At 66.7% G+C, this 22694-nt stretch carries 21 protein-coding genes; 13 read left to right on the top strand and 8 right to left on the bottom strand.

All coding sequences use genetic code 11. From position 1 onward, the window contains the following. The first annotated feature begins 41 nt into the window (after window positions 1-41). The 4 genes from AB7M16_RS11270 (at window position 42) to AB7M16_RS11255 (ending at window position 3284) form a co-directional block, all read left to right on the top strand. A complete protein-coding gene (locus tag AB7M16_RS11270; RefSeq protein ID WP_172785889.1) occupies window positions 42-533 on the top strand; it encodes an NUDIX domain-containing protein in 492 nt (163 codons plus the stop codon). Between the two features lie 48 nt (window positions 534-581). After that, window positions 582-1733: a hypothetical protein gene (locus AB7M16_RS11265; protein ID WP_453943927.1), complete on the top strand. Its 1152-nt coding sequence runs from the start codon at window positions 582-584 to the stop codon at window positions 1731-1733. After that, window positions 1730-2671 carry a glycosyltransferase family 2 protein gene (locus tag AB7M16_RS11260; protein WP_172785891.1) on the top strand — a complete coding sequence of 314 codons (942 nt, stop codon included), beginning with the start codon at window positions 1730-1732 and terminating at the stop codon, window positions 2669-2671. The genes AB7M16_RS11265 and AB7M16_RS11260 overlap by 4 nt, the downstream gene beginning before the upstream one ends. A gap of 97 nt (window positions 2672-2768) precedes the next feature. Continuing rightward, the gene (locus tag AB7M16_RS11255; RefSeq protein WP_212259043.1) at window positions 2769-3284 is read left to right on the top strand and encodes a GNAT family N-acetyltransferase; all 516 of its coding nucleotides are present in this window, start codon (window positions 2769-2771) and stop codon (window positions 3282-3284) included. A 157-nt stretch (window positions 3285-3441) separates the two neighbouring features. Here the strand turns inward: AB7M16_RS11255 and AB7M16_RS11250 are convergent, their stop codons facing one another. The 6 genes from AB7M16_RS11250 to AB7M16_RS11225 all read right to left on the bottom strand — a co-directional run bounded on the left by AB7M16_RS11250 (window position 3442) and on the right by AB7M16_RS11225 (window position 13334). After that, window positions 3442-5820, bottom strand: coding sequence for a TonB-dependent receptor (locus AB7M16_RS11250; protein ID WP_453943926.1), 2379 nt, complete (start codon window positions 5818-5820; stop codon window positions 3442-3444). Between the two features lie 145 nt (window positions 5821-5965). Next, window positions 5966-6370 carry a DUF2946 domain-containing protein gene (locus AB7M16_RS11245; RefSeq protein WP_453943925.1) on the bottom strand — a complete coding sequence of 135 codons (405 nt, stop codon included), beginning with the start codon at window positions 6368-6370 and terminating at the stop codon, window positions 5966-5968. Window positions 6371-6513: 143 nt separating this feature from the next. Further along, window positions 6514-8577 carry a hypothetical protein gene (locus AB7M16_RS11240; RefSeq protein ID WP_453943924.1) on the bottom strand — a complete coding sequence of 688 codons (2064 nt, stop codon included), beginning with the start codon at window positions 8575-8577 and terminating at the stop codon, window positions 6514-6516. A 7-nt stretch (window positions 8578-8584) separates the two neighbouring features. After that, window positions 8585-11395: a DUF4159 domain-containing protein gene (locus AB7M16_RS11235; RefSeq protein ID WP_453943923.1), complete on the bottom strand. Its 2811-nt coding sequence runs from the start codon at window positions 11393-11395 to the stop codon at window positions 8585-8587. Further along, window positions 11392-12336, bottom strand: a complete 945-nt coding sequence (locus AB7M16_RS11230) for a DUF58 domain-containing protein (RefSeq protein WP_453943922.1) — start codon at window positions 12334-12336, stop codon at window positions 11392-11394. The genes AB7M16_RS11235 and AB7M16_RS11230 overlap by 4 nt, the downstream gene beginning before the upstream one ends. After that, complete coding sequence (locus AB7M16_RS11225) at window positions 12336-13334, bottom strand: AAA family ATPase (protein ID WP_025038173.1); 999 nt, start codon at window positions 13332-13334, stop codon at window positions 12336-12338. Before AB7M16_RS11225 ends, AB7M16_RS11230 begins: the two co-directional genes overlap by 1 nt. Window positions 13335-13600: 266 nt before the next feature. Between AB7M16_RS11225 and AB7M16_RS11220 the strand changes: the two genes are divergently transcribed. The 7 genes from AB7M16_RS11220 to AB7M16_RS11190 all read left to right on the top strand — a co-directional run bounded on the left by AB7M16_RS11220 (window position 13601) and on the right by AB7M16_RS11190 (window position 18862). Next, window positions 13601-14212: a DUF1285 domain-containing protein gene (locus AB7M16_RS11220; RefSeq protein WP_172785899.1), complete on the top strand. Its 612-nt coding sequence runs from the start codon at window positions 13601-13603 to the stop codon at window positions 14210-14212. A gap of 2 nt (window positions 14213-14214) precedes the next feature. After that, window positions 14215-14886, top strand: coding sequence for a CoA pyrophosphatase (locus AB7M16_RS11215; RefSeq protein ID WP_453943921.1), 672 nt, complete (start codon window positions 14215-14217; stop codon window positions 14884-14886). Further along, the gene (locus tag AB7M16_RS11210) at window positions 14883-15146 is read left to right on the top strand and encodes a DUF6111 family protein (protein WP_172785901.1); all 264 of its coding nucleotides are present in this window, start codon (window positions 14883-14885) and stop codon (window positions 15144-15146) included. Before AB7M16_RS11215 ends, AB7M16_RS11210 begins: the two co-directional genes overlap by 4 nt. 10 nt (window positions 15147-15156) lie before the next feature. Then, the gene (locus AB7M16_RS11205) at window positions 15157-16413 is read left to right on the top strand and encodes a CCA tRNA nucleotidyltransferase (RefSeq protein WP_439364345.1); all 1257 of its coding nucleotides are present in this window, start codon (window positions 15157-15159) and stop codon (window positions 16411-16413) included. Next, window positions 16410-17180, top strand: a complete 771-nt coding sequence (locus tag AB7M16_RS11200) for a sulfite exporter TauE/SafE family protein (RefSeq protein WP_260380339.1) — start codon at window positions 16410-16412, stop codon at window positions 17178-17180. The genes AB7M16_RS11205 and AB7M16_RS11200 overlap by 4 nt, the downstream gene beginning before the upstream one ends. 234 nt (window positions 17181-17414) lie before the next feature. Beyond that, window positions 17415-18245 carry an outer membrane protein gene (locus AB7M16_RS11195; RefSeq protein WP_260380338.1) on the top strand — a complete coding sequence of 277 codons (831 nt, stop codon included), beginning with the start codon at window positions 17415-17417 and terminating at the stop codon, window positions 18243-18245. A gap of 263 nt (window positions 18246-18508) precedes the next feature. Beyond that, complete coding sequence (locus AB7M16_RS11190; RefSeq protein WP_025038166.1) at window positions 18509-18862, top strand: cupin domain-containing protein; 354 nt, start codon at window positions 18509-18511, stop codon at window positions 18860-18862. Window positions 18863-18925: 63 nt separating this feature from the next. Here AB7M16_RS11190 and AB7M16_RS11185 read toward each other — a convergent pair whose 3' ends face one another. Beyond that, window positions 18926-19129, bottom strand: a complete 204-nt coding sequence (locus tag AB7M16_RS11185) for a YodC family protein (RefSeq protein WP_172785906.1) — start codon at window positions 19127-19129, stop codon at window positions 18926-18928. 112 nt (window positions 19130-19241) lie between these two features. Next, a complete protein-coding gene (locus AB7M16_RS11180) occupies window positions 19242-20288 on the bottom strand; it encodes a hypothetical protein (RefSeq protein WP_172785907.1) in 1047 nt (348 codons plus the stop codon). 268 nt (window positions 20289-20556) lie between these two features. Between AB7M16_RS11180 and AB7M16_RS11175 the strand changes: the two genes are divergently transcribed. Then, the gene (locus AB7M16_RS11175) at window positions 20557-20940 is read left to right on the top strand and encodes a hypothetical protein (RefSeq protein ID WP_453943920.1); all 384 of its coding nucleotides are present in this window, start codon (window positions 20557-20559) and stop codon (window positions 20938-20940) included. A 51-nt stretch (window positions 20941-20991) separates the two neighbouring features. Beyond that, on the top strand, window positions 20992-22692 hold the full coding sequence (locus AB7M16_RS11170) for an efflux RND transporter periplasmic adaptor subunit (RefSeq protein ID WP_453943919.1): 1701 nt from the start codon (window positions 20992-20994) through the stop codon (window positions 22690-22692). Window positions 22693-22694 lie beyond the last annotated feature (2 nt).

The raw sequence follows: 22694 nt of genomic DNA, 5'->3' as shown, positions 1-22694 counted from the left end.
TCGCGCAAGCAGGGCCCGAACAGGGGCGTCGAGGAAGCCTGATGGGAGAACGTCTGAACCGAGCCCGACGGAAAGCCGAGCCGCTGCTGCGGCGGGTCTTCCACGTCTATTTCCTGCTCGTCCGCGGCATGACGCTGGGCGTGCGCGCCGTGGTGCTGGATGCCGACAATCGCGTCTTCCTGGTCAGGCACAGCTACGTCAGCGGCTGGTATTTGCCTGGCGGCGGCGTCGATTTCGGCGAGACCATGGAAGAGGCGCTGCGGCGCGAGCTCAAGGAGGAGGGCGACATCGATCTGACCGGCGAGGCGATCCTGCACGGCGTCTTCCTCAACAGCCACGTCTCCCGCCGCGACCACGTCGCGGTCTACGTGGTCAGGCAGTTCAGGCAGGATCGCGTCCCTGAGCCAAACCGCGAGATCGTCGAATGCGGGTTCTTCGACAATGCCGCGTTGCCCGAGGGCACCACGCCCGGCACGCGGCTGCGGATCGCCGAGGTGCTCGGTGGCAAGCCGTTGATTGCGACGTGGCGCTGAGGGCGGCCTGTGCTAGTAACCCGCTTGACGCGCGCCACGGAAGACCGGATGAAAATTGCCAAGCTCGCCTTCGGCCTGATCTGTCTTGCGATCCTCGCCAGCAACATCGTCACGATGTCGCGCTGGAGCGAGGCGCGCGGGGTCTATGACGACATCTGCTATCTCCGCCAGGCGCATCTGTTCCAGCGCCTCGGCATCGGTGGGCTCAACACCAATGCCCACCTGGACTACGACCAGTATTTCGAAGGCAAGCTGAAGCAGATCGCGTTCGCCGAATGGCAGGACCCGCTGCGCTGGCCGTGCCACAACCCGATGCCGAGCGGCAAGGTCGTGATGCAATATCCGCCGGGCACCGGCTTCCTGCTGGCGCTGTTTCCCGAAGGCAACCAGGTGGTGCCGCTGTACATCGCCGCGAGCCTGATCGTCTGCGGCCTTGCGCTGACGGGCATTGCCATGGCACGCACGCTGCCTGCCATCGTCGGCGCCGGCCTGTTCGGCGCGCTTGCCGTCTATCTCATGATCAACCCGGCCAAGGCGAGCTATTCGATCGCGCCGACCATGGCGCTCTGCGCGGTCGCGGGATTCCTGACCGCGTTGTGGCTGACCAGGGAGAAACGCAGCGTGCTGCTGATTGCGCTGGTCGGCCTCCTGCTCGGTGCCTCCGTCAATTTCAGATTGCCGAATGCGCTGCTCGCGGCCGGCTATGCCATCTATCTGGCCCTTGCGTTCCTGCGGACGCGGACGCTGTCAGGCTTCGCGCAGGGGCTCGGCTTCGGCGTCGCTGTCCTCGTCGGCATGGCCCCGACCCTGGTTGCGCAGGCCATCAATGCCGGCAGCCCGCTGGCCACGACCTATGGCAGCGCCGACGTGGTCGCGCCGGCCTTCGACCTTGCCGTGCTCGGCCATTATCTGCGCGACATGCAATTCGTGCTGATCGTGCTGGCGATCGGCACCACGGCCTTTCTGTTGCGGGTAGGCGAGGGCAGCGTGCGGCAGGTGGCCCTCGTCGCCGCCGCCAATCTCGTCGTCAACCTCGGCTTCTTCCTGAGCCATCCGATCTTCACGCCCTACTACATCGTGCCGATTGCGATGCTCTCGCTGTGGAGTGTCGCGTTCGCATGGCTGATGCAGCCGGAGCAGGCACGGCAGGCCACGCCGCTCGGGCGCGAGCCGACAAGCCTCGGAGTGCCGTCGCGATGACCTCAGCGCAGCTTCGCATCGCCGTGCTGGTGCCCTGCTACAACGAGGAGGCCGCGGTCGCCACCGTCGTGGCCGATTTCCGCAAGGCGCTGCCCTCGGCGCAGATCTACGTCTACGACAACAATTCGCGCGACCGGACCGCCGAGGTCGCGCGCGAAGCCGGCGCGATCGTGCGCAGCGAGCGCCGGCAGGGCAAGGGCCACGTCGTGCGCCGCATGTTCGCGGACGTCGAGGCCGACGTCTATGTGCTGGTCGACGGCGATGCGACCTACGATGCGCCGAGCGCGCCGCGCATGATCGACAGGCTGCTCGACGATCATCTCGACATGGTGGTCGGCCTGCGTGTCGATCAGGTCCAGGCCGCCTATCGGCTCGGCCATCGCACCGGCAACCGCATGCTGACCGGCTTTTTGTCCTCGACCTTCGGCCACGCTTTCAAGGACATCCTGTCCGGCTACCGGGTGTTCTCGCGCCGCTTCGTCAAATCCTTCCCCGTCCTCTCCGACGGTTTCGAGATCGAGACCGAGCTTGCGGTCTATGCGCTGGAATTGTCGCTGCCGGTCGCCGAGGTCGAGACGCCCTATTATGCGCGCCCCGAAGGCTCGTTCTCCAAGCTCAACACCTGGCGCGACGGCTTTCGCATCCTCGGCACCATGCTGAAGCTCTACCGTTCCGAACGGCCGTTGCGCTTCTTCACGGTGATCGGAATCCTGCTGGCGCTGGCCTCGATCATCCTCGCGATCCCGATCGTGATCACCTTCATCGAAACCGGGCTCGTGCCGCGCCTGCCCACCGCGGTGCTGTCGATGGGCCTGATGATCATGGCCCTGCTGGCGGCATCGTCCGGGCTCGTGCTCGACACGGTGACGCGAGGCCGGCGGGAGATGAAGATGCTGGCCTATTTGTCCCAGCCGGCGTCGAACCGGGACGCAGGCTGAGCCGGGCCCGCAGCTCGCTCCGCTGGAGAGAGGCGAGGCCCGGCACCGATGGCGCCCATGGACCTTCGCAGGCGCAAGTGCTACTCCGCGAATTGACATGAACGATCTCTCACTGACCATCCTTCCCGAAGCCGCCGGCGACGCCCAGGCCATCGAGCGGCTGCACGAACGCACCTTCGGCCCCGGCCGCTTCGTGCTGAGCGCCTACCGGATCCGCGAGCACGTCGACCATCTGCTCGATCTGTCCTTTACCGCCCGCATCGGCACGCTCCTGGTCGGCTCCGTCCGGCAATTGCCGATCCTGATCGGCGACACGCCGGCGCTGCTGCTCGGGCCGCTCACCGTCGAGCCGCCGTTCCGCGAGCGCGGCATCGGCCGTCAGCTGATGGAGCGCGCGGTGAAGGACGCCAAGGCGAAAGGTCACCGCCTGGTGCTGCTGGTCGGCGACGAGCCCTATTACAGCCGCGTCGGCTTCAAGCCGGTGCCGAAGGGCCGCGTCACCATGCCGGGTCCCGTCGATGCCGCCCGCATCCTGGTGTTCGAGCTCGTCGACGGCGCCTTCGAGGGCGTGTCGGGTGCGGTCGGCCCCGACTGGAGCAAGGCGCGGAAGTAGGAGTGACGGCCCTCATACTCCGTCATTGCGAGCCACCGGGCCCGCGCGAAGCGCGGCCCGATGACAGGCTCCGCGAAGCAATCCAGAATCTTTCTGCGGTGGCAGTCTGGATTGCTTCGTCGCAAGGGCTCCTCGCAATGACGGTGTTTGTCGTCACCTAGAACTTGAAATTCGCGAATGCCCGCACGCCAATGCCCGGCATCAAAACCTCGTCCTTGGTGTAGGACACATGGTTGCGAATGTTCTCGTTGAGGAGATTGTTGCCGACGATGCCGGCCATCATCTCGCGCGCGCCGAACCAGTTGCGGTCGAGCTTGGTCTTGTAGCTGACCTCGGCCTTCAAGAGATTGTAGCCCGCCGTCGGCGTCTCCGCGATCACGGCGACGTTGTTCTGCGCGAAGGCGTGCAACAGGTTGACGCGCATCAGCCAATTGTCGTCGCGCCAGAACACGCCGCCGCCCATGCGCACCGGCGGAATGCGCGGCACGTTGGTGCCGTCGGAGAAGGTGGCACGGACCACGTCGAGCTGGTTCTCGATGCCCCAGATGCCGCCCTGGAACGCGCCGATGTCGAGCTGCGACTGGAATTCGCCGCCGCGGAAATTGGCATTGCGCTGCGAGTAGACCGCCTGGTTCAGCTCGCCATCCGGAGCGCCGCAGGACGCGAAGTCGTCGTCGCACATCACGCCGGTGAGGCGGCGATAGATGAAATTGTCGAAATGCGTGTAGTAGACCGTCGCCTCGAACCGGAACGGCCCCGTCGCCTTGCGCACGCCGAGCTCGACGGATTTGGCGGTCTCGATCGTGAGGTTCGGATTGCCGATGTCGAAAGTCGCGGTCGCATCATGGCCACCGCGGGAGAACAGCTCGGCTGCCTTCGGCGCGCGCTCGACATATTGCGCGGTGATGCTGCCGACCATTCCGCCCGGCAAATCCTGCAGCAGGCCGATGCTGCCGCTCTTCGGCGTGAAGGACGGGTTGCGCGCGATCGCCGCCTGCGGCGTGCCGTCGGGCAGGTAATCCGCTGGGAAGTTCGGCGTCGTGCCGTGCAGCTCGACATGCTCGATCCGGCCGGCGATCTGCGCCCGCGTCGCTTCCGAGAACTTGAACTCGTTGAAGGCGTAAGCCGCGACGCGCGTGTTGGTGTTGGGATCCCACAGCCCGTTGAACAGCGTGCCGGGATTGTCGGGGCTCGGCGCGCTCAATTCCTGGTGCCCGACCTGGAAGCCCAGCGCCGTCGTCACTTCGGCGAAGCGCGCGTTGAACGGCATCAGCTGCACCTCGGTGCGGATCTCCTGCTCCTTGTTGGTGAAAGTCTGCCGGATGCCGTCGCTGTTGAGGTCGGCGGGATCGGCAAGGCCAATCTCGTTGTGCCGGTAGTCGGTCGCGCCGGCCCAGAACCGGATCGTATCGATCGCAGCCGCGTCGGGGCGGTACTCGCCCTTGACGTTGATCTTGGTCTGGTGAGCGTCGATCCGCGTCTTGTGGTCGGCGCCGTCGATGCCGGGGATGTGGTAGAGCGAATCGTTCTGCGTGATCGATGCGCCGATATAGCCGCCCTGGAAGAAGTACGAGCCGCCGATCGATGCGCCGTCCGAGCGCGTCGCCGAGTTCGGCTGGCGGCCGTTCACGGGGCGCGATGTGTCGGTCAGATAGGGATAGCTCGGGATGTAATAGTCCGAGGTGGTGCGGCCATAGGCATCGGCATGGAAGGCAAAATTGCCGCCGCCGGCGTCGAGCAGCACGCCGCTCTCGATGCCGCGGTCGACCGAGCTGAAGGCGGTGCGCGTCTCCGCGGTGACGCATGGCGAGGTCGCAGCGTTCGCAAGCGGGGCCTTGGTCGGCAGGCCGTAGGCCTGGAACGACGGCGCGCAGGAGGGCAGCGCATCCGGAATCCGGTTGTTGGTGGCGCTGACCACGCCGCCGATCGAGGTCGAGCCGTAACGCAGCGCCGCCGGCCCGCGCACCACCTCGACCTGGTTGGTCGCGAGCGGGTCGATCGGGACGAAATGATCCTCGCCGAGGTCGGAGGCGCCGCCGCCATTGGTGCCGTTCTCGACGATACCGACGCGGTTGACGTCGAGACCTCGGATGATTGGCCGGCTGGAGGCGCCGGGTGCGAAGCTCGAGCCGGTAATCCCGGGCTTGGAGAACAGGAGATCGCCGAGCTGACCGCCGCCCTCGCGGCGGATCTCCTCGTTCGGCACCACGGTGACGGTGGCGAACTGGTTGGTCACGATCGGCAGCACGCCCTGCTGAGGCGCGGCGGGCACGGGAGCTGCCGGCGTTGCCTCTGCCGTCTGCTCGCGGCTGCGCACCCGCGCGGTCCGCGTGCCGCGGCCTGCGTTGCGCGACGGCACCGCTCGACGCACGATCGGGCTCGGCGCCGTCACGGTGACGGCGGGGATCTCGGTCGACGATTTGTCCTGTGCCGGCTGTTGCGCCGAGTCTTGGGCGAACGCGGATGTAGCGGCGGCGCCGAGCAGGAGCAGGCTTGCTCCGCCAAGGCGCTGCGCGCGTCGCAATTGAAATGACATGGTCCTGATTCCACTCAGGCGCCGTCCGGATGATGCTCTGCTGATCGGAGGCGGCCTGCCGTCGCTATGCGACGGAATTCGACTTCAACTTCTCCCAGGCACTTGCCGATGCGCGGCGAGGCTGGGCGTGATCAAGCGTTGGAGATCAGGAAACAGGAGGGGCGCGCGGCTGGAACGCCGTGCCGGCCGATGTCAGATGAGCGAACTCGGCGTCGAGGGTGCGCTGGAGCAGCTCGATCGCCTGCGGCAGCAACAGCACGGGCGGCGTCGCCGACACGATTGTGCCCGCCATCGCGATGATGGCGCAGATGGCGCAATTGTCTTCGCCCGAATGCTCGCGGTCAGGGCCGGCCGGCGACTGCTTCTGCACCGCGGAGCGGTCGATCGCAGCATCGCCCTTGCTGCCGTCGATCTGCTGGGCGGAGGATTGAGCGAGGGGCGCGGCCTGCGCGAACCAATGGCTGTGGCCGAAAGTCAGCGCGAGCTGCACCAGCATCGCGAACAACGCGAGCCGGGCGCCGTGCCTGCTATTCGACCGGAACCACTTCATCTGGAAACGACACCCCCACACCGGGGCGTCAATCCCAGGACGCCGCGATGTTATAGTATAACATCGCCCGATCGGTCAGCGGATGTCAACGGCAGGCGGGATCGGCGCATGCAGGCCGCCCAGCCGATGTGTCGTTCGGGCAACTAGCGGCCCTCGCGCACCCAAGTCGCCGCAAACGCTCCGAGCAGCAGCAGAAGACCTATCAGGCCGGAGAAGATCGGCAGCACGCCGACGCCCTTGACCACGCTGGCATCGCGCATCCGCACGCCCATCCAGCCGTCGCCGTGGAACATGCCGACCGAGCGCACCGGCAGGATGCGCGGCAGCTCGACGCTCGAGCCAGCGGCCACACGCACGGCATCGCCGCCCGTCGCCTGTGTCAGCGGCTTCAACGTATCGACCGTGGAGGTGACTTCCGAAAACTCCTTCGGATTGGTCGGGCCGACATTGATCAGCGCCTTCAGCGTGCCGTCGGTGGCCTGCCACAGGCCGAGCTCGTTGGCCGGCAGGCTGGCGCGCCACTCGCCGGGATCGCCGGGCGAGAGCGTCAGATCCTGCGACACGCCCGACGGCGAGGTCACGCTGACAGGCTGGACGCTGTCCGCCATGGTCTGACGCACCACGACGAGGTCCTTGCCCTGCACCTGGAGGCGCAGCGCTTCTTCGTCGAGATCAGGCTGCTTCATCAGCCAGTGCGACATCCGCCGGAGCAGGTCGAGATGCGGGCCGCCGCCCTCATAGCCGCGCGCCCACAGCCAGATGTGGTCGGACAGCAGGAGCGCGACGCGGCCCTCGCCGAAGCGCGACAGGAACAGCAGCGGCTTGCCGTCGACGCCGGTCATGACGGGCGGGTTGACCGCGTTGCGGGTGTCGACGGTGCGGAAGAACCGGCTCCAGCGCGGCGGCTCGCTGGCGGAGCCTTCCAGCCCGCGCGTGACGGGATGACGTTTGCCGATGTCGGACAGATGCGCATAGAACGGCTTCTCGGTGACGCCGACGGGCTCGGCCGGCAGCACCGAATCCAGCGGCGTGCGCCAGATGCTGCTGTTCGAGGCATAGTCGGGGCCGGCCGAGACCAGCACAGCGCCGCCTGCGCGAACGTAACGCGCCATATTCTCGAAATAAGGGATCGGCAGCACGCCCTGGCGGGCGTAGCGGTCGAAGATGATCAGCTGGAATTCGTTGATCTTCTGCTGGAACAGCTCGCGGGTCGGAAACGCGATCAGCGACAATTCGTTGATCGGCGTGCCGTCCTGCTTCTCCGGCGGGCGCAGAATGGTGAAATGGACGAGGTCGACGCTGGCGTCGGACTTGAGCAGATTGCGCCAGGTGCGCTCGCCCGAATGCGGTTCGCCCGAGACCAGGAGCACGCGCAGCTTGTCGCGCACGCCGTCGATGGCCACCACGGCGCGGTTGTTCACCGGCGTCAATTCGCGCTCGAGCGGCGAAGCCTCGATCTCGACGATGTTCGGCCCGGCATGCTTGATATCGACGTCGACGCTCGCGGCCTGACCGCTCGACAGCGTGCGCTCGTTGATGACCTCGCCGTCGCGGCGGACCGTCACCCTGGCGCGCTCGCCGGTGACACCCTGGTCGTCGAGGCGGTAGGAGATGGTCTGGGTCTGCCCGACGATGCCGAAGCGCGGTGCGGCGGTGATCGCGATGCGGCGGTCGCGCTCGTCCTTCTGGCCGGTGACCAGCGCGTGCACCGGCGCCTGGAAGCCGAGCGCGGCTGTGTTCGCCGGAATATCGTGGACGCGGCCGTCGGTGATCAGGAACGCGCCGGCGACGCGGTCGACCGGGACGTCCGCCAAGGCCGAGGCCAGTGCCCCGAACAGTTTCGTGCCGTCGGTCTCGCCGTCGGCCTGTCCGGCGTCGACGACGCGGACCTCGAGGCCCTTGATCTTCTTCAGGCTGTCGACCAGCGCCTCCTGCGCTTGCGCAGCTTCGCGAGTGCGGCTGCCGAAGTTCTGGCTCGGGCTCTTGTCGACGACGATGGCGGCGACCGAGGTGAGCGGATCACGGTCCTCGCGCGTGAAGGAGGGATTGGCGAGCGCCAGCAGGAACAGCGCCAGCGCGGCCACGCGCACCGCAGCGCCGCGCGCGCGCGCCACCAGCAGCACAAGCGCAATGACGACGATCGCGGCGAGCGCGAGCCACAGCACGATCGAGGGAACAAGCGGTGTGAACGCGATGCCGTAATTCATGTCGATCCTATTGCCCCAGCCGTTCGATCAGCGCCGGCGCGTGCACCTGGTCGGCCTTGTAGTTGCCGGTCAGCGTGTACATCACGATGTTGGCGCCGGCGCGGTAGGCGAATTCGCGCTGGCGGGGGTCGCCGCCGGTCACCGGCAGCATGGCCTGTCCGTCGGGCCGCACCGCCCAGGCGCCGGCCAGGTCGTTCGAGGTGATGATGATCGGCGAGACGCCGTCGCCGCCGCGCGCCGGCCGCTGCGCGCTCTCATCGTCCTCTTCGCGCGGCAACGTCTCGACCCAGGTCTGGCCGGCGGTGAAGCGGCCGGGGAAGTCGCGCAGCAGGTAGAAGGTCTTGGTCAGCACGTGCTCGCGCGGCACCGGCTCGAGCTCGGGCACGTCGAGCGAGGACAGGATCTCGCGCAGCGTCTGCATGGCCGGGGTCTGCGCCGCACCGTTCGCGCCGGGCGGTGCCTCGATCGCGTCGCGGGTGTCGAACAGCACGGTGCCGCCCTGCTTCATGTAGGCGTCGATCCTGTTGATGGCGTCCTGTGGCGGCTTCGGCGCGCCCGGCACGATCGGCCAGTAGATCAGCGGGAAGAAGGCGAGCTCGTCGCGCGCGGGATCGACGCCGACGGGATCGCCGGCCTCGAGCGCAGTGCGCTGGGCCAGGAACAGCGTCAGCCCGTTCATCCCGGCCTTGACGATGGAATCGACGTCGGCATTCCCTGTCACGACATAGGCGAGGCGGGTCTGCGACACCGACTTCATCGCGAACTCGTCCGTGACGCCGTCGGCGCGCGACGGCGCCGGCGAGAGCGCCGCGAATCCCGCGAGCAGGGCGAGCACGATCGTCGCGGGCGCAGCGCGACGGCGCAGCAGCGCGGCAATGCCGCCGCCGAGCACCGCGACGATGATGGCGTCGATCAGGAACAGCGCGAGCGCCGTCGACAGCAGCCAGCCGCGCAGGTCGCGCGGCTCGGCATTGGTGTAGGTGGCGTGCCGGGCGCGCAGGCTCGCGGTGTTCAGTGCGGCGATGCGGTCGGCGCTGGCAAGCGTGTTCACGGCGAGCGGTCCTTCTGCCGGACCGTAGAAGCCGGGCGGATGATCTGATGTGGCGCGGTCGCGATAGTCCGCAGGCAGCGGCTTGGCAGTCGCGGGCGGCGGACCGAACGCGCCAAATCCGTCGAGGATGTGCAGCGGCGCCACCGTCTCAGTGGTCGCTTCGCTGGCAACGCCGGCGCCGGGCTTCGCCGTATAGCCGGACATGTCGACGACCCGCCGCAGCATTTCGACGAAGGTGCCCGACATCGGCAGATCCGACCAGCGCATGTCGGCGCTGACGTGGAACAGGCTGACGAGGCCCTTGCCGCGATGCTCGCCGGTGACGAGCGGCGTGCCGTCTTCCAGCGAGGCCCAGCTCTTGGTGGCGAGCACGGCGTCGGGCTCGGCCAGCACCTGGCGGCTCACGGTGACGTCCTTGGGGACCGCGACGCCGGCAAACGGGCCGTCGCCCGCGAAAGAGGCGAGATGCTGCGGCTTCTCCCATGTCAGGCTGCCGCCGAGCGTGCGGCCGCCCTTGCGCAGCTTGACCGGTACGAGGTCGTCCTCCGCCTGTGCCAGCCGGGGCCCAGCGAACCGCACCAGCACGCCGCCCTGGTCGACCCAGGCATTGAGGCGTTCGCGCAGCTCGGGGGCGATGGTGCCGACATCGGCGAGGATGATCATCGGCAGCTTCTGGTCCAGAAACTGCGTGATGCCCTGCTGCGGCGAGCCCTTGTCGGCGAGCCTGACGTCGGCGAACGGCGCCAGCGCGCGGGTGAGATAGAAGGTCGGCGCCAGCAGCGGCTGCGCGGTCTCGCTGGTCGCGCCCGAGACGATGCCGATGGCGCGGCGGCGCCAGCGCTTGTCGAGCAGCTGCACCGCGCCGGCGGAGCGTTCGCCGGAGATCTCGAGCCGCGTGATGTCGTTGCGCAGCTCGATCGGCAGGTCGAACGCCGCTTCGGTTTCCTTGTCCTGCGGACCGAACGAATAGCGCGCTTCGCCGATCGGGGATGCCTTCTGGTCCAGCGCGCGCACCGTGCCGACCGCAATCCCGCCATCGGTGCGCAGCACCTTCACCGTCATCTTCGCCGCGGCGTTCTCCGCGGCGACCAGGGCCAGCGGCGAGGAGGCGCCGCCTTCGAACACGGTCAGGCTGCGGTCGCCGATGGTCTTGCCGAGGCCGGCCACGAAGTCCTCGCCGCGGCCGGTGTCGACGCCGTCGGAAAGCCAGGCGATCTCGCAGTCGCCGGTGACCTTGAGGAAACGGTCGACCGCGGCCAGCGTCTCGACGCGGTCGATCGAATAGGGCTTTGGCGCGAGCTGCCGCAACGCGACGCGCGCCGCCCCCGCCGGCATCAGGGTGATGTCGCGGTTCGGCTCGGACAGCGGCACCAGCGCGATGCCGCGGCCGTCATTGTCGGCATTGGCGATCAGCTCGTCCGCGGTCCTGATCCTGACGTCCCAGTGCGATGCGGCGCTCCAGCCGTCGTCGAACATGATCATCAGCGGCGCCTTGCTGCCGGCGAGGCCCGTTTGCGGATTCCAGATCGGGCCGGCGGCGGCGAAGATCACCAGCGCGGCGGCGAGCAGGCGGAGGGCGGTCAGCCACCACGGCGTCCGCGAGGGCGTCTCTTCCCGCGGCGTGATGTCGAACAACAGCCGCGTCGGTGGAAACTCGATGCGGCGCGGCCGCGGCGGCATCACGCGCAGCAGCCACCACAGCACGGGCAGGCTGATCAGGCCGATCAGGAGCAGCGGTTGCGTGAAGGCGAGCGGCAATCCCATCATGCGGCCGGCCCCGCCTTGATCGTCGTGGTGCGTGCGCCCGACTTGCTCACCTGCATGCCGGCATGCAGGAACAGCAAGAGCTCGGCGGCGGAGCGGTCGGTGGCGTGCGTCGTGAACAGCCAGTCGAGCTGGCCCGTCTCGGCGCGGATCTGGTCGCGGTGCAGCGCGAGGCGCGCGGTGTAGTCCTGCGCCCAGCTCTCGGCGCGGCCGGCGGTGATCACGCCAAAGCCTTCCGGCTCGACGAACTCGACGCGGCCGGAATAGGGAAACGATTCCTCGGCGGGATCGACCACCTGCACCATCGTGCCGTGGGCGCCCGAGCCGGAGAGGCCGGCGAGCGTCGTCCTGATCTCGGAGATCGGCGACCAGAAATCCGACAGCACGATGATCTCGGCCAGCGCGGCCGGAACGAAGGACGGCGGCAGGCTGAGGCGGTCGGCATCGTCATGCAGCATCGCCTGCGCCATCTTGTCGATGACGCTGCGGCTGGCGGTCGGCGCCATCAGTCCGGGAATGCCGACGCGCTCGCCGCCGGCGACGAGCAGCTCGGCCAGCGCGAAGGCGACGATCAGCGTCCGCTCGAGCTTGGACTCGCGCGCGGTCTTGGAGGCGAACGCCATCGACGGCGAGCGGTCCGGCCAGATCCAGACCGTGTGCGAGGCTTCCCATTCCAATTCGCGCACGTAGAGATGGTCGTCGCGCGCCGAGCGGCGCCAGTCGACGTTCTGTGCCGGTTCGCCCGAGACGAAGCGGCGGTACTGCCAGAAATTTTCGCCGGAGCCGGCGCGGCGCCGTCCATGCAGGCCGTGGATGACGTTGGCGGCGATACGGCGGGCCTCGAGCACCAGGCGCGGTAACGAAGCGGCGAGCGTGCGGCTTTCGCCATCGGCACGTCGGATCGCCAGTATCTCCTTCGCTGCCCGCCCGTTCTCTGCTGCCATCAACCGATCCGTGTCTTCAATTGCCGGATCACGTCCGGAATCGTGCGGCCTTCGGCGCGCGCCTGGAACGTCAGCGCCATGCGGTGCTTCAGCACGGGCTCGGCAAGGTCGAGCACGTCGTCGATCGAGGGCGCCAGGCGCCCGTCGATCAGCGCACGCGCGCGCACCGCCAACATCAGCGATTGGCTGGCGCGCGGGCCGGGGCCCCAGGCAATGAACTTGCCGGCTTCGCCGGCGTCCGGACCCGGGCGGGCCGAGCGCACCAGCGACAGGATCGCCTCCACCACGGAATCGCCGACCGGCAGGCGCCGGATCAGGCGCTGCGCGGTGATCAGCGCATCGGGCGTCATCGCGCCCTTGGCCAGCGTCTCTTCCGCGCCCGTGGTCTCGAACAGGATGCGGCGCTCGGCATCGCGGTCGGGATAGTCGACGTCGATCTCCATCAGGAAGCGGTCGAGCTGCGCCTCGGGCAGCGGATAGGTGCCTTCCTGCTCCAGCGGGTTTTGCGTGGCGAGCACGTGGAAGGGTTTCGGCAGATCATGGCGCGCACCGGCGACGGTGATGTGCTGCTCCTGCATCGCCTGCAACAGCGCCGATTGCGTGCGCGGTGAGGCGCGGTTGATCTCGTCGGCCATCAGGAGCTGCGCGAAAACGGGACCGGCAATGAAGCGGAAGGCGCGCCTTCCCGCGGTGCTCTCGTCCAGCACTTCGGCGCCGAGAATGTCCGAGGGCATCAGATCGGGCGTGAACTGGATGCGCTTGGCGTCGAGACCGAGCGTGACGCCGAGCGTCTCCACCAGCTTGGTCTTGGCAAGGCCCGGCACGCCGATCAGGAGCGCATGGCCACCGGAGAGGATGGTGACCAGCGTGTTCTCGATCACGCGATCCTGACCGAAGATGACGGAGGCGATCGCGTCCTTGGCCGCGCGAACCTGGCTCGACACCTGCTCGGCCGAACGGACGATCCCGTCCTCGAGTTTCTCGACACTCTCCGCCATTCGCTTGCTCCTTCAGCCTGCCACGCGGCTTGCTTGCATCGTGAGCCTGTCGCGTCAGGTCATCACGCCAGATCATGGGCCCATGCTAGACTTGCAGGAAGGCCATGTATTCGTTGAATTAACCTATCCCCACCTTATCGGCTTCGGGGTATGTACGGCATCACGAAGTGGCGACCTCCACACCGGACTAATCCGGGTGGAACCGAGCGCCAATCGACAACGTAGACCTGCACCAATCGTGCCAAATGACAAAGTCAGGGCAAACCATGGCGAACCAAGGGCAGAGCGCCGATCGCGGACTTGAAGGGCTGACTGCCGCCGCCAAAAGCGCTGCCAATGCCGAAGGCGCCAAAAAGGGCCTCCCTCCGGTGCATCTGTGGAATCCGCCGTTTTGCGGCGATCTCGACATCCGAATCGCCTCCGATGGTACTTGGTTCTATCTGGGGACGCCAATCGGGCGTCTTGCCTTGGTGCGCCTGTTCTCGACCATTCTCAAGCGCGAGGGCGACAAGCATTTCCTGGTCACGCCAGTGGAGAAGGTCGGCATCCGCGTCGATGATGCGCCATTCATGGCGGTCGAGATGCAGAAGGACGGCGAGGACAGCCATCGCGTGCTGCGCTTCCGCACCAATGTCGACGACTGGGTCACCTGCGATGCCGCGCACAGGCTGCGCTTCGAGCAGGCGGCGGACGGCGGACTGACGCCGTACTTGCATGTTCGCGCCGACCTCTGGGCCAAGGTCACGCGCGCGCTCTATTACGATCTGGTTGACATGGGCGAGGAGCGGATGGTCGATGGCCAGCCGATGTTCGGTGTCGAGTCGGCCGGCGAATTCTTCGCCATGGCCGACGCAGAGCAGGTGAGGGCGGCGCTTTGAACTTGAACAACCTTATCCTGACGAACGAGCCCGTCGCGCTTGGCGCTCCGGATTTCTTCGCCCGCTCCCGGGCGAGGCTCGGCTTCGACGTGCCGCCCGGCCTCTACGATCCCAACATCATCCCCGCCTCGGGCGATCCCGGCACCGACAAGATGCTCGAGATCATCGCGCGCGAGCAGCCGGTGCGCCCGGCAGCGGTCCTGATCGCGGTGGTCGATCATCCCGAGCCCACCATCCTCCTGACGCAGCGCTCGGCGCATCTCAACGACCATGCCGGCCAGATCGCGTTTCCCGGCGGCAAGATCGACGCCACCGATGCCTCGCCGCTGGATGCGGCGCTGCGCGAGGCCGAAGAGGAGGTCGGGCTGTCACGCGACTTCGTCGAGCCGCTCGGCTATCTCGATCTCTACGGCACCGCCTTCGGCTTCCGCATCCTGCCGACAGTCGCGAAGGTCAGGCCGGGCTTTTCGCTCAGCATCAATCATTCCGAGGTTGATGATGCGTTCGAGGTGCCGCTATCCTTCCTGATGAATCCGGTGAACCACCAGGTGCACAGCAAGGAATTCCGCGGCACGCCGCGGTCGTATTACGCGATGCCGTTTGCGGAACGCTACATCTGGGGTGCGACGGCCGGAATGCTGCGTGTGCTGTATGAGCGGATCTATTCATCATGATCCGGACGGTTCTGACCGAGATCGGAATCTTCCTCATCCCGTTTGCCGTCTATGCGCTGTTCCTCGCCGCCACGCGCTCCGGCCTGTTCGCGCGCTCGTCCTGGCCGGTCGCGATCGTCGCGCGCCTTGCGCTGGCGGCGATCGTGCTGGTCATCGCCGGCCTGATCGGGCTTGCGCATTTCTCCGGCGCGCCGCCGGATTCGACCTACGTCCCCGCCCATATCGAGAACGGCAAGCTCGTGCCGGGCGTGGAAAAATAGGGGCCGGCCCATGAGCGCGGAGCCTTTACTCGCCGATGCGCCCTGGCTGACCGCAGGCGGGACCGCGCGTGTCCTGGCGCTGCTTGGCACCGATGGCGAGGAGGCGCGGGTGGTCGGCGGCGCCGTGCGCAACGCGCTGCTCGGTCTTGCGCCTGGCGACATCGACATCGCGACCACGGCGCTGCCGGACGAAGTGCTACGGCGTGCCAAGGCTGCCGGCATCAAGAGCGTGCCGACCGGCATCGACCACGGCACCGTCACGCTGGTGATCGACGCCCACCCCTATGAAGTCACGACGCTACGCGAGGACACCGAGACCTTCGGCCGCAAGGCCAAGGTCGCGTTCGGCCGCGACTGGGTGAAGGATGCCGAGCGGCGCGACTTCACCATGAACGGCCTGTCGGTCGATGCGCGCGGCGTCGTCTACGATTATGTCGGTGGCATCAACGACGCCAAAGCGCGGCGCGTGCGCTTCATCGGCGATCCCGACCAGCGCATCGCCGAGGATTATCTGCGCATTCTGCGCTTCTTCCGCATCCACGCCGCCTTCGGCGCCGGCGAGCCCGACCGCGACGGCTATCTCGCCTGCATCCGGGGACGCGCGGGCCTGGCGAACCTGTCGGCCGAGCGGGTGCGCATGGAGATGCTCAAGCTGCTGCTGGCCGGCGGCGCCTCCGCGGCAGCGCTCGCCATGGCCGAGGGCGGATTGCTCCAAACGCTGATCGGCGGCGTCGTCTATACGGGCCCCCTGGAGGCGATGATCGCGATCGAGCGCGAGCTCGGCCTCAGCCCCAGCAGCACGCGGCGCCTCGCCGCGCTCTCGGTCGCCGTCACCGAAGACGCCAAGCGCCTCGCCTTGCGCCTGCGGCTCTCCAATGCCGAGGCCAAGGCGCTGGATTCGATGGGGCACCGCTGGTGGCGCTTCGCCACCAAGGACGAAGCCAAGGCACGGCGCTTGCTGTACCGGCTCGGGCCCGAGCGCTATCACGATCGCGTATTGCTGGGCTGGGCCCGCGCTGCCGCTGACGTGCAGTCGCCGCGCTGGCGCGCGCTCGCCGAGTTGCCGCAGCGCTGGACTGCGCCGAAATTTCCGCTGAAGGCCGCCGACTTCATTGCGCGCGGTCTCGCCGAAGGGCCCGCGCTCGGACATGTGTTGACGCTCGCCGAGGACGCTTGGCTCGCGGCGGATTTCCCATTAGAGCAAGCCGCACTCGCTGCCATCGCCGATCAAGCTGTCGCCCGCGTCACGCGCGACCAGAAAGATTGACCATCGTCTCAGGCTTCGCCGATATCTCGCTTCTGCAGCTTCTGCTGGTCGCAGCGATGGCGTTGTTTGCTTCGATCATCGGCGGTCTCGCCGGCTACGGCACCGGCGCGCTGATGCCCTTGGTGCTGGTGCCGATGGTCGGTGCCGAGCCCGTCGTGCCGATCATCGCGATCTCCGCGATGCTGACCAATGCGAGCCGCGCGCTTGCCTATGTCCGCTATGCCGACCGCCGCCGCGTGCTGATCGTGCTGGCCTGCGCCGCGCTGACCACCGCACTCGGCGCCTATGGCTACACCCGCCTCACCAATGCCGGCGCCGCGCTCGTGATCGGCACCATGCTGATCCTGAGCGTGCCGCTGCGCCGCGTGCTCCGCCGCCGCGCAGTGAAGATCGGCGACGCCGGCCTTGCCGCCGGCTCGGTCGGCTACGGCGTCCTGGTCGGCGGCACCTCGGGCTCCGGCGTGATCCTGCTCTCGCTGTTGATGGCCGCAGGGCTCGAAGGCGCCGCCGTGATCGCGACCGATGCGATGATCTCGCTCGGCACCGGCCTCATCAAGATCTCGGTGTTCGGCCTCGCCGGCGCCGTCACCGCGCAAGTGCTCGCCTTGGCGCTGCTGATCGGCGGCATGGCCGTGCCCGGCGCGTTCCTCGCAAAGGCCTTCGTCGAACGGATGCCGGTGCATATTCACACCGCGATCCTCGATGCCGCCGTGATCACCGGGGGACTGGTGATGATCGCGGCGGCGGCGAGGCAGCTCATGGCCTAGACGACGCCGGCTGAAATGGCGTTCTTGGCGTCTAAGGAGCAATTGACGACGCGACAATCTCAGCTGCGTCGCGTCAGGCGAACTTCGCGCGCTACGCTGTGTTCCCGATGCTACAGCCGCAATGCAAGATCACCTCTATAACTCGGCTCAAGCGGACGGCCGGTCATCGGCGGTTTGACGAGTGCTCACGCGGCAAGGCGCCGCCTTGTCACGCGCACAACGTTGAGGGAAGTTATGAAGTCCATCGTCTCTGCTGCCCTTCTGGTCTCGGCTCTCTGTCTGTCCCAGGGCGCCGTCGCGGCCGATCTCGGCAGGGCTTACACCAAGGCGCCGCCCGCGCCGGTCGCATTCAGCTGGACCGGTTTTTATGCCGGCGTGCATGGCGGTTATGGCTGGAGCGATCCGACCGCGACCTTCGATCCGGGCGCGCTCGCAACCGGGACGGTCCCCGGCTATGTCGTCACGGGTGGCACTGGGCCGTTCTCCCTGGATGTGAGTCCAAAGGGTGGATTCGGCGGCGGCCAAATCGGCTACAACTGGCAGTCCGGCACGTTTGTGTACGGTCTGGAGGCGGACGTCAGCGGCGCAGCCATCAAGGAGACGGCGAGCCGCCCCTTCAGCGTCACTGGAACGATCGGCGGCGACAATGGCGCCTTCACCGGCGTATTCAATCTCAGGCAGGAAATCGATGTCTTCGGCACGGTCCGCGGACGTCTCGGATTCGCGGCGAACAATCTCTTGATCTACGGTACCGGTGGCTTCGCCTGGGGCCACGTCAAGAACAGCATCTTCACCTCCAATCTCGCCACGCCGAATATTGCCAATTTCAACGGCTTCTTCCCGGCCCTGACGCGAAGCGCGTCCTCGTCGGAAGTCCAGGTGGGTTTCTCCGCGGGCGGCGGCCTTGAATGGGCTTTCGACCCGCGCTGGACGCTCAAGGCCGAGTACATCTACATCAATCTCGGAAAGTCGAACGGCAATGCTCTTGCATTCCCCGGGGCGTCCTTCACGGACACCGAGGTTGAGCTTCATACCGCCAAGGCCGGCATCAACTATCGGTTCTGATCCGGCCGACATCAGCTCGGAGGATGGGTCTCGCCCTTGCGAAACCCATCGCCTCGATCCTGGTCATCATTCACGCACCGCCGGTGCGGCGAGCAGCATCCCTGATGAGTTTCGTAAGGGCTCGCCCATTCTACGCGCGGGTCGCGTAGAACCACATTCCGCCACGTCGCAGTCTCGTGTTCCCAAACAGGGTCGTGCTATCGCTTCCAGGAGGGCAGCCCGTCACCATATTCGGGCTGGAAGTCGTCACCTGAGGAAACGCGATGAAAGCCCCCGCAAATCTCGCCGAGAAGCTCGCAACGTTCACCGATCGCTTCTCCCCGCGCACCGTCGCGACCTATAACGACAACGACATCATGGTGGCCAAGCTCGAGGGGCCATTTCATTGGCACAAGCACGAGGACACGGACGACTTCTTTCTCGTGCTCAGCGGGACGCTCGACATCGAGCTGCGGGATCGCACGGTCACCCTCAACCCCGGCGAGGTCTTTGTCGTGCCGAAGGGCGTCGAGCACCGGCCGGTGGCGCATGGGGAAGTGCACATCCTCTTGATCGAACCGACGGGGACACCGAATTCGGGAGACAAAGCCACGGCGGCGCCTCGTATCCTCGTCTGATCAACCCGCGCCCGTCGTCAGGGCAAGAGCGCGGCTCTCACGAGAATGCGGTCCGAGAAGTGCCTACTCCTCGTCATCATCTTCGTCTTCGTCGTCCTCGTCGTCCTCTTCCACCTGCACGAGCACGGCGAGCGGCAGCGTCTCGCGGAACAGGTCGCCTTCCATGCCCATCCACAGGCACAGCACCTCGTTGTCCTTCACCTCCGCGACGGTCAGCGGCTGACCGCCGGATTTCAGCATCACGACATCGCCGGCCTTCAGATCCATGGATTGTCCTTTCGGGTTGATCGACAGGCCGACGCTAACAGGCCGTCATGACAGGCCGATCACGCCGGCTGCCGGTGCCGAAAAGTATCCGCCGGTGTCCTCGCGGTACGCCTCAGCTGCGCTCGCTCGTAGCCGGCTGGTTCGGCAGGCACTGGTTGCTGAAATAGCCGATGGCATCGCGCGCGAAAGGAACATGGCAGAAGAAGCCGGTGGGACGGTATCGCACCCTGATGCGGTCCAGCTGCGCCATGGTCAGCGTCATGAACGCGTCCAGCCGGCGGGCCTGAAGCTGCAGCCTGTGCTCGTTGCTGTCGCGCGGCTTATCGAGCTTGCGATCATTGGGGCCGTCGTTGCCGGAGGCCGGAGCTTGCAACGCATTCGGCCCGCCGCGGAGCACCTCGAAGCAATGGTGCATCACCAAGACGTGGTGCTTGGCGCTCCACCAGTTGATGGTCACGACCTTCTGCAACGCATCGATCTCGCCATCCGCCCGCCTGGCACAGAGGTTGACGTAGGACTTCAGCCCATTGGCCGTCGGGTCGTTGCACAATTCGTCGCTGGGGCGTCCGGGATCGGCGCCATTGTAGATCGCGCCTCTGAATTGGGGGAGATTGGCTTCTGAATCGCAATCGAAATTATACTTGGTGAGCAGCGTTGCCGTCAGGGGATCCTGGTCCAGCGTGTGCTCCGCGGCCGGATCGCGCCCGAGATCGCTGGGCCAGTCGATGTAGATCTCCGCCTTGCGCGCGAAGATGGCGCCGTTCCGCCGCAGCGACGTGCGCGCCTTCCAATAGTCCGAGAACGAGTCGAATGTTTTGGAGTCCACCGGGATGAAAGCGGGGGTTGCCTGCGCCTTCAGCGAGCCGAACTGCTCGCGCAGCATGGTCTCCTGCTGGATCTGCACGTCGGCGAAGGCATTGGAGATCTCGAGGAAGGTGTCTGTCGCCTTCTGCATATCCGCCTTGGCCTGCTCGCCGACCTTCTGCTCATAGGAATTCAGATACTGGAAATATCCGCCCAGGAAGCCGGTCAGCAGGGTCACGGCCGTCAGTCCCTTGGTGACCGAGAGGCGGCTGTCCCAGGATTGAATTCTCTGCCAAAAGCCCGGCTCGCTTGCGGCCTGCGTGCGCGCTGCTTGGTCCGGAAGGTCCTGCTTCATTGTCGCCTCCAACTCACCACGCCCCGTGGCACGAGGCTACCGCAATCCCGGATTGCGGCTTGTGAAGCATTTCACTTCAAGTGAGGCAGGCGGGCTGCCGGATGTCGGGCGTCGGCAGCTCGTCGAGCGAGCGAGGAGGGTGTCTGGACCACCTCCCACGCGATGCGTCCGCGCGGAACGTCGCCTTGAATTCGCGGTCGGCATGACCTAGTTTTTCGACGTGCTGCACGGTGTCCTCCACCATCTTCGTCAACTCGCCAGAACGGCCATGTTCGTGGCGATATCTGCGTTCGTGCTTCAGGTCTCCCTGATTTCGGTCTCGCAGGTGAAGGCGGCTGTCGGCGACATGCCGATGCCGTCCGTCATGCTCAGCGGTTCCCTGCATTTCCACGATCAGCTGGCAGGCCACGTGCATTCCCACGCCGGTGACGACGCCGAAGGCCACGTCCATGACGGGCCGGATCACGACGACGACGGCGCTCCAGGCGTGGCCTGGGATATGTTTGGCACCTCGATCGCCTCAGCGCAGGTCATTCACCTGCCCAGCGCCTTCGAAGTGCTCGGCGCCATGGACCTGCCGCTCGCGCGGGCCATTGTCGGGGTGCGTCCCGAGGGACTCGTCCGGCCACCAAGTACCTTCAGCATCGCGTAGTCCCGGCGGCGTTTCGGCCGCCGCCTTTTCGCATGTCTGAAGGATCTTTCGATGTTCATGAATCAGCGCTGCCCGAAAGGGCGGCTCACAAGTCTTGGGCTGGCCGGCGCTGTCTGGTTGGCAAGCCTGTTCTTGGGTGTCTCGGGGGCTTTTGCCCATGAAGGGCACGATCACGGCGACGCCGAGAAGACGCCGGTCGTGTCCTCGGCATATCCAAGACTTGCCGCGCGCTCCGAGCTCTACGAAGTCGTCGGCATCTTGAAGGACGGCAAGCTGTCGATCTTCGTTGATGATGCAGTGACGAACGAGCCGGTTTCGGACGCCGCCTTGCAAGTCACGATCGGCGATTCCGACCCGATCGACGCATCAAGCCGGGAGGATGGCGTTTACACCGCCCCGATTCCGAACGGCATACCGCCCGGATCGGTCGAGGTGATCTTCTCGATCAGCGCCGGCAGGGGAAATGATCTGCTAGTCGACTCGTTCACGCCGCGTGCAGAGGTTCGGCCCGCGGCGCAGAAGCACGAGCACGGCTGGCTGCTCTCGAACCGAGCGGCCATCGCGGCCTCCATGCTCGCCGCCTTGGGGTTCGGCCTTCTCTTCGCCTATTGGAAGCGGCGTGGCCGCGGCATGGCCGCCTCCATGTCCGCCGTGATGGCAGGGGCCTTCGTCATTCTCGCGGCCATCATGTTCGGCGAGGGCCGGACGAATGCAACGCAACCAAATCCGCCGGATGCTCCCGCATTGAGCGATGCCCCGCGGCGCCTGCAAGACGGCACCGTCTTCGCGGCCAAGCCGACGCAGCGTCTGCTCGAGGTACGGACCGCTGCAGCCGAGCCGCAGACGATTCATCCCGCCGTCACCCTGATCGGCCGTGTCATGGCCGACCCCAACCGCAGCAGCATCGTGCAGAGCATCTACGGGGGCCGCGTGGTTCCGGGCGATGACGGCATCCCTCGCATCGGGCAAACCGTCCGCAAGGGCGATCTGCTCATTCGGATCGAGCCGCATCTGCCAATCGCCGATCGCACGACGATCCTCGAGAAGATCGGCGAAATCGAGCAGCTGATGGCAATCACGGAGAACAAGCTGCGGCGTCTCCGGCCGCTGGCCGAACGCGGCGCGGTGCCGCAAGGCCAGGTGAATGACCTCGAAAGCGAATTAGAGGGCCTGCGGGCGCGCCGCGAAGCCGTTCGCAATTCCCGCACCGGGTTTGAGGAGCTGCGGGCATCGACCGACGGCATCATCACGTCATCCAGGGTCGCGCCGGGCCAGGTCATACAGCCGCAAGACGTCCTGTTTCAGATCGCAGACCCTCGCAGCCTTTGGGTCGAGGCACTCGCCTATGACGAAATAGGCTTGAAGCAGCCCGAAGCCGCAACGGCAATGGCCGCAAATGGGCAGCAGATCGCGCTGAGCTTCGTCGGAACGAGCCGGGCGCTGCGCCAGCATGCGTCCGTGGTTCAGTTCGCCATTCCGGAGCCACCAGCAGGTCTCAACATCGGTCAGCCGTTGAATGTGATGGTCCAGACCGGAGCGCCCGCGTCCGGCCTGATCGTGCCGCGCAATGCCGTCGTTCGAAGCGGCAACGGCGAGAATATCGTCTGGCTGCACACCGGGCCCGAGCGCTTCGAGCCCCGGCCGGTTCGCGTGGTGCCGGTGGACGCAGCCCGCGTCATCGTGGCCGCCGGTGTCAACGAAGGCGAACACATCGTCGTTCGCGGCACCGACCTCGTCAACCAGATCCGGTAGCC

Source organism: Bradyrhizobium sp. USDA 372 (genome assembly GCF_053629095.1).
Note: the sequence above shows the minus strand (reverse complement) of the source record. Positions and strands in the feature narration are given on the sequence as shown.

Excerpts from the sequence above, each read along its gene's own strand:
- AB7M16_RS11270 (WP_172785889.1), top strand. The coding sequence starts at position 42 with ATGGGAGAACGTCTGAACCGAGCCCGACGGAAAGCCGAGCCGCTGCTG.
- AB7M16_RS11265 (WP_453943927.1), top strand. The coding sequence starts at position 582 with ATGAAAATTGCCAAGCTCGCCTTCGGCCTGATCTGTCTTGCGATCCTC.
- AB7M16_RS11260 (WP_172785891.1), top strand. The coding sequence starts at position 1,730 with ATGACCTCAGCGCAGCTTCGCATCGCCGTGCTGGTGCCCTGCTACAAC.
- AB7M16_RS11255 (WP_212259043.1), top strand. The coding sequence starts at position 2,769 with ATGAACGATCTCTCACTGACCATCCTTCCCGAAGCCGCCGGCGACGCC.
- AB7M16_RS11250 (WP_453943926.1), bottom strand. The coding sequence starts at position 5,820 with ATGTCATTTCAATTGCGACGCGCGCAGCGCCTTGGCGGAGCAAGCCTG.
- AB7M16_RS11245 (WP_453943925.1), bottom strand. The coding sequence starts at position 6,370 with ATGAAGTGGTTCCGGTCGAATAGCAGGCACGGCGCCCGGCTCGCGTTG.
- AB7M16_RS11240 (WP_453943924.1), bottom strand. The coding sequence starts at position 8,577 with ATGAATTACGGCATCGCGTTCACACCGCTTGTTCCCTCGATCGTGCTG.
- AB7M16_RS11235 (WP_453943923.1), bottom strand. The coding sequence starts at position 11,395 with ATGATGGGATTGCCGCTCGCCTTCACGCAACCGCTGCTCCTGATCGGC.
- AB7M16_RS11230 (WP_453943922.1), bottom strand. The coding sequence starts at position 12,336 with ATGGCAGCAGAGAACGGGCGGGCAGCGAAGGAGATACTGGCGATCCGA.
- AB7M16_RS11225 (WP_025038173.1), bottom strand. The coding sequence starts at position 13,334 with ATGGCGGAGAGTGTCGAGAAACTCGAGGACGGGATCGTCCGTTCGGCC.
- AB7M16_RS11220 (WP_172785899.1), top strand. The coding sequence starts at position 13,601 with ATGGCGAACCAAGGGCAGAGCGCCGATCGCGGACTTGAAGGGCTGACT.
- AB7M16_RS11210 (WP_172785901.1), top strand. The coding sequence starts at position 14,883 with ATGATCCGGACGGTTCTGACCGAGATCGGAATCTTCCTCATCCCGTTT.
- AB7M16_RS11205 (WP_439364345.1), top strand. The coding sequence starts at position 15,157 with ATGAGCGCGGAGCCTTTACTCGCCGATGCGCCCTGGCTGACCGCAGGC.
- AB7M16_RS11195 (WP_260380338.1), top strand. The coding sequence starts at position 17,415 with ATGAAGTCCATCGTCTCTGCTGCCCTTCTGGTCTCGGCTCTCTGTCTG.
- AB7M16_RS11190 (WP_025038166.1), top strand. The coding sequence starts at position 18,509 with ATGAAAGCCCCCGCAAATCTCGCCGAGAAGCTCGCAACGTTCACCGAT.
- AB7M16_RS11185 (WP_172785906.1), bottom strand. The coding sequence starts at position 19,129 with ATGGATCTGAAGGCCGGCGATGTCGTGATGCTGAAATCCGGCGGTCAG.
- AB7M16_RS11180 (WP_172785907.1), bottom strand. The coding sequence starts at position 20,288 with ATGAAGCAGGACCTTCCGGACCAAGCAGCGCGCACGCAGGCCGCAAGC.
- AB7M16_RS11175 (WP_453943920.1), top strand. The coding sequence starts at position 20,557 with ATGTTCGTGGCGATATCTGCGTTCGTGCTTCAGGTCTCCCTGATTTCG.
- AB7M16_RS11170 (WP_453943919.1), top strand. The coding sequence starts at position 20,992 with ATGTTCATGAATCAGCGCTGCCCGAAAGGGCGGCTCACAAGTCTTGGG.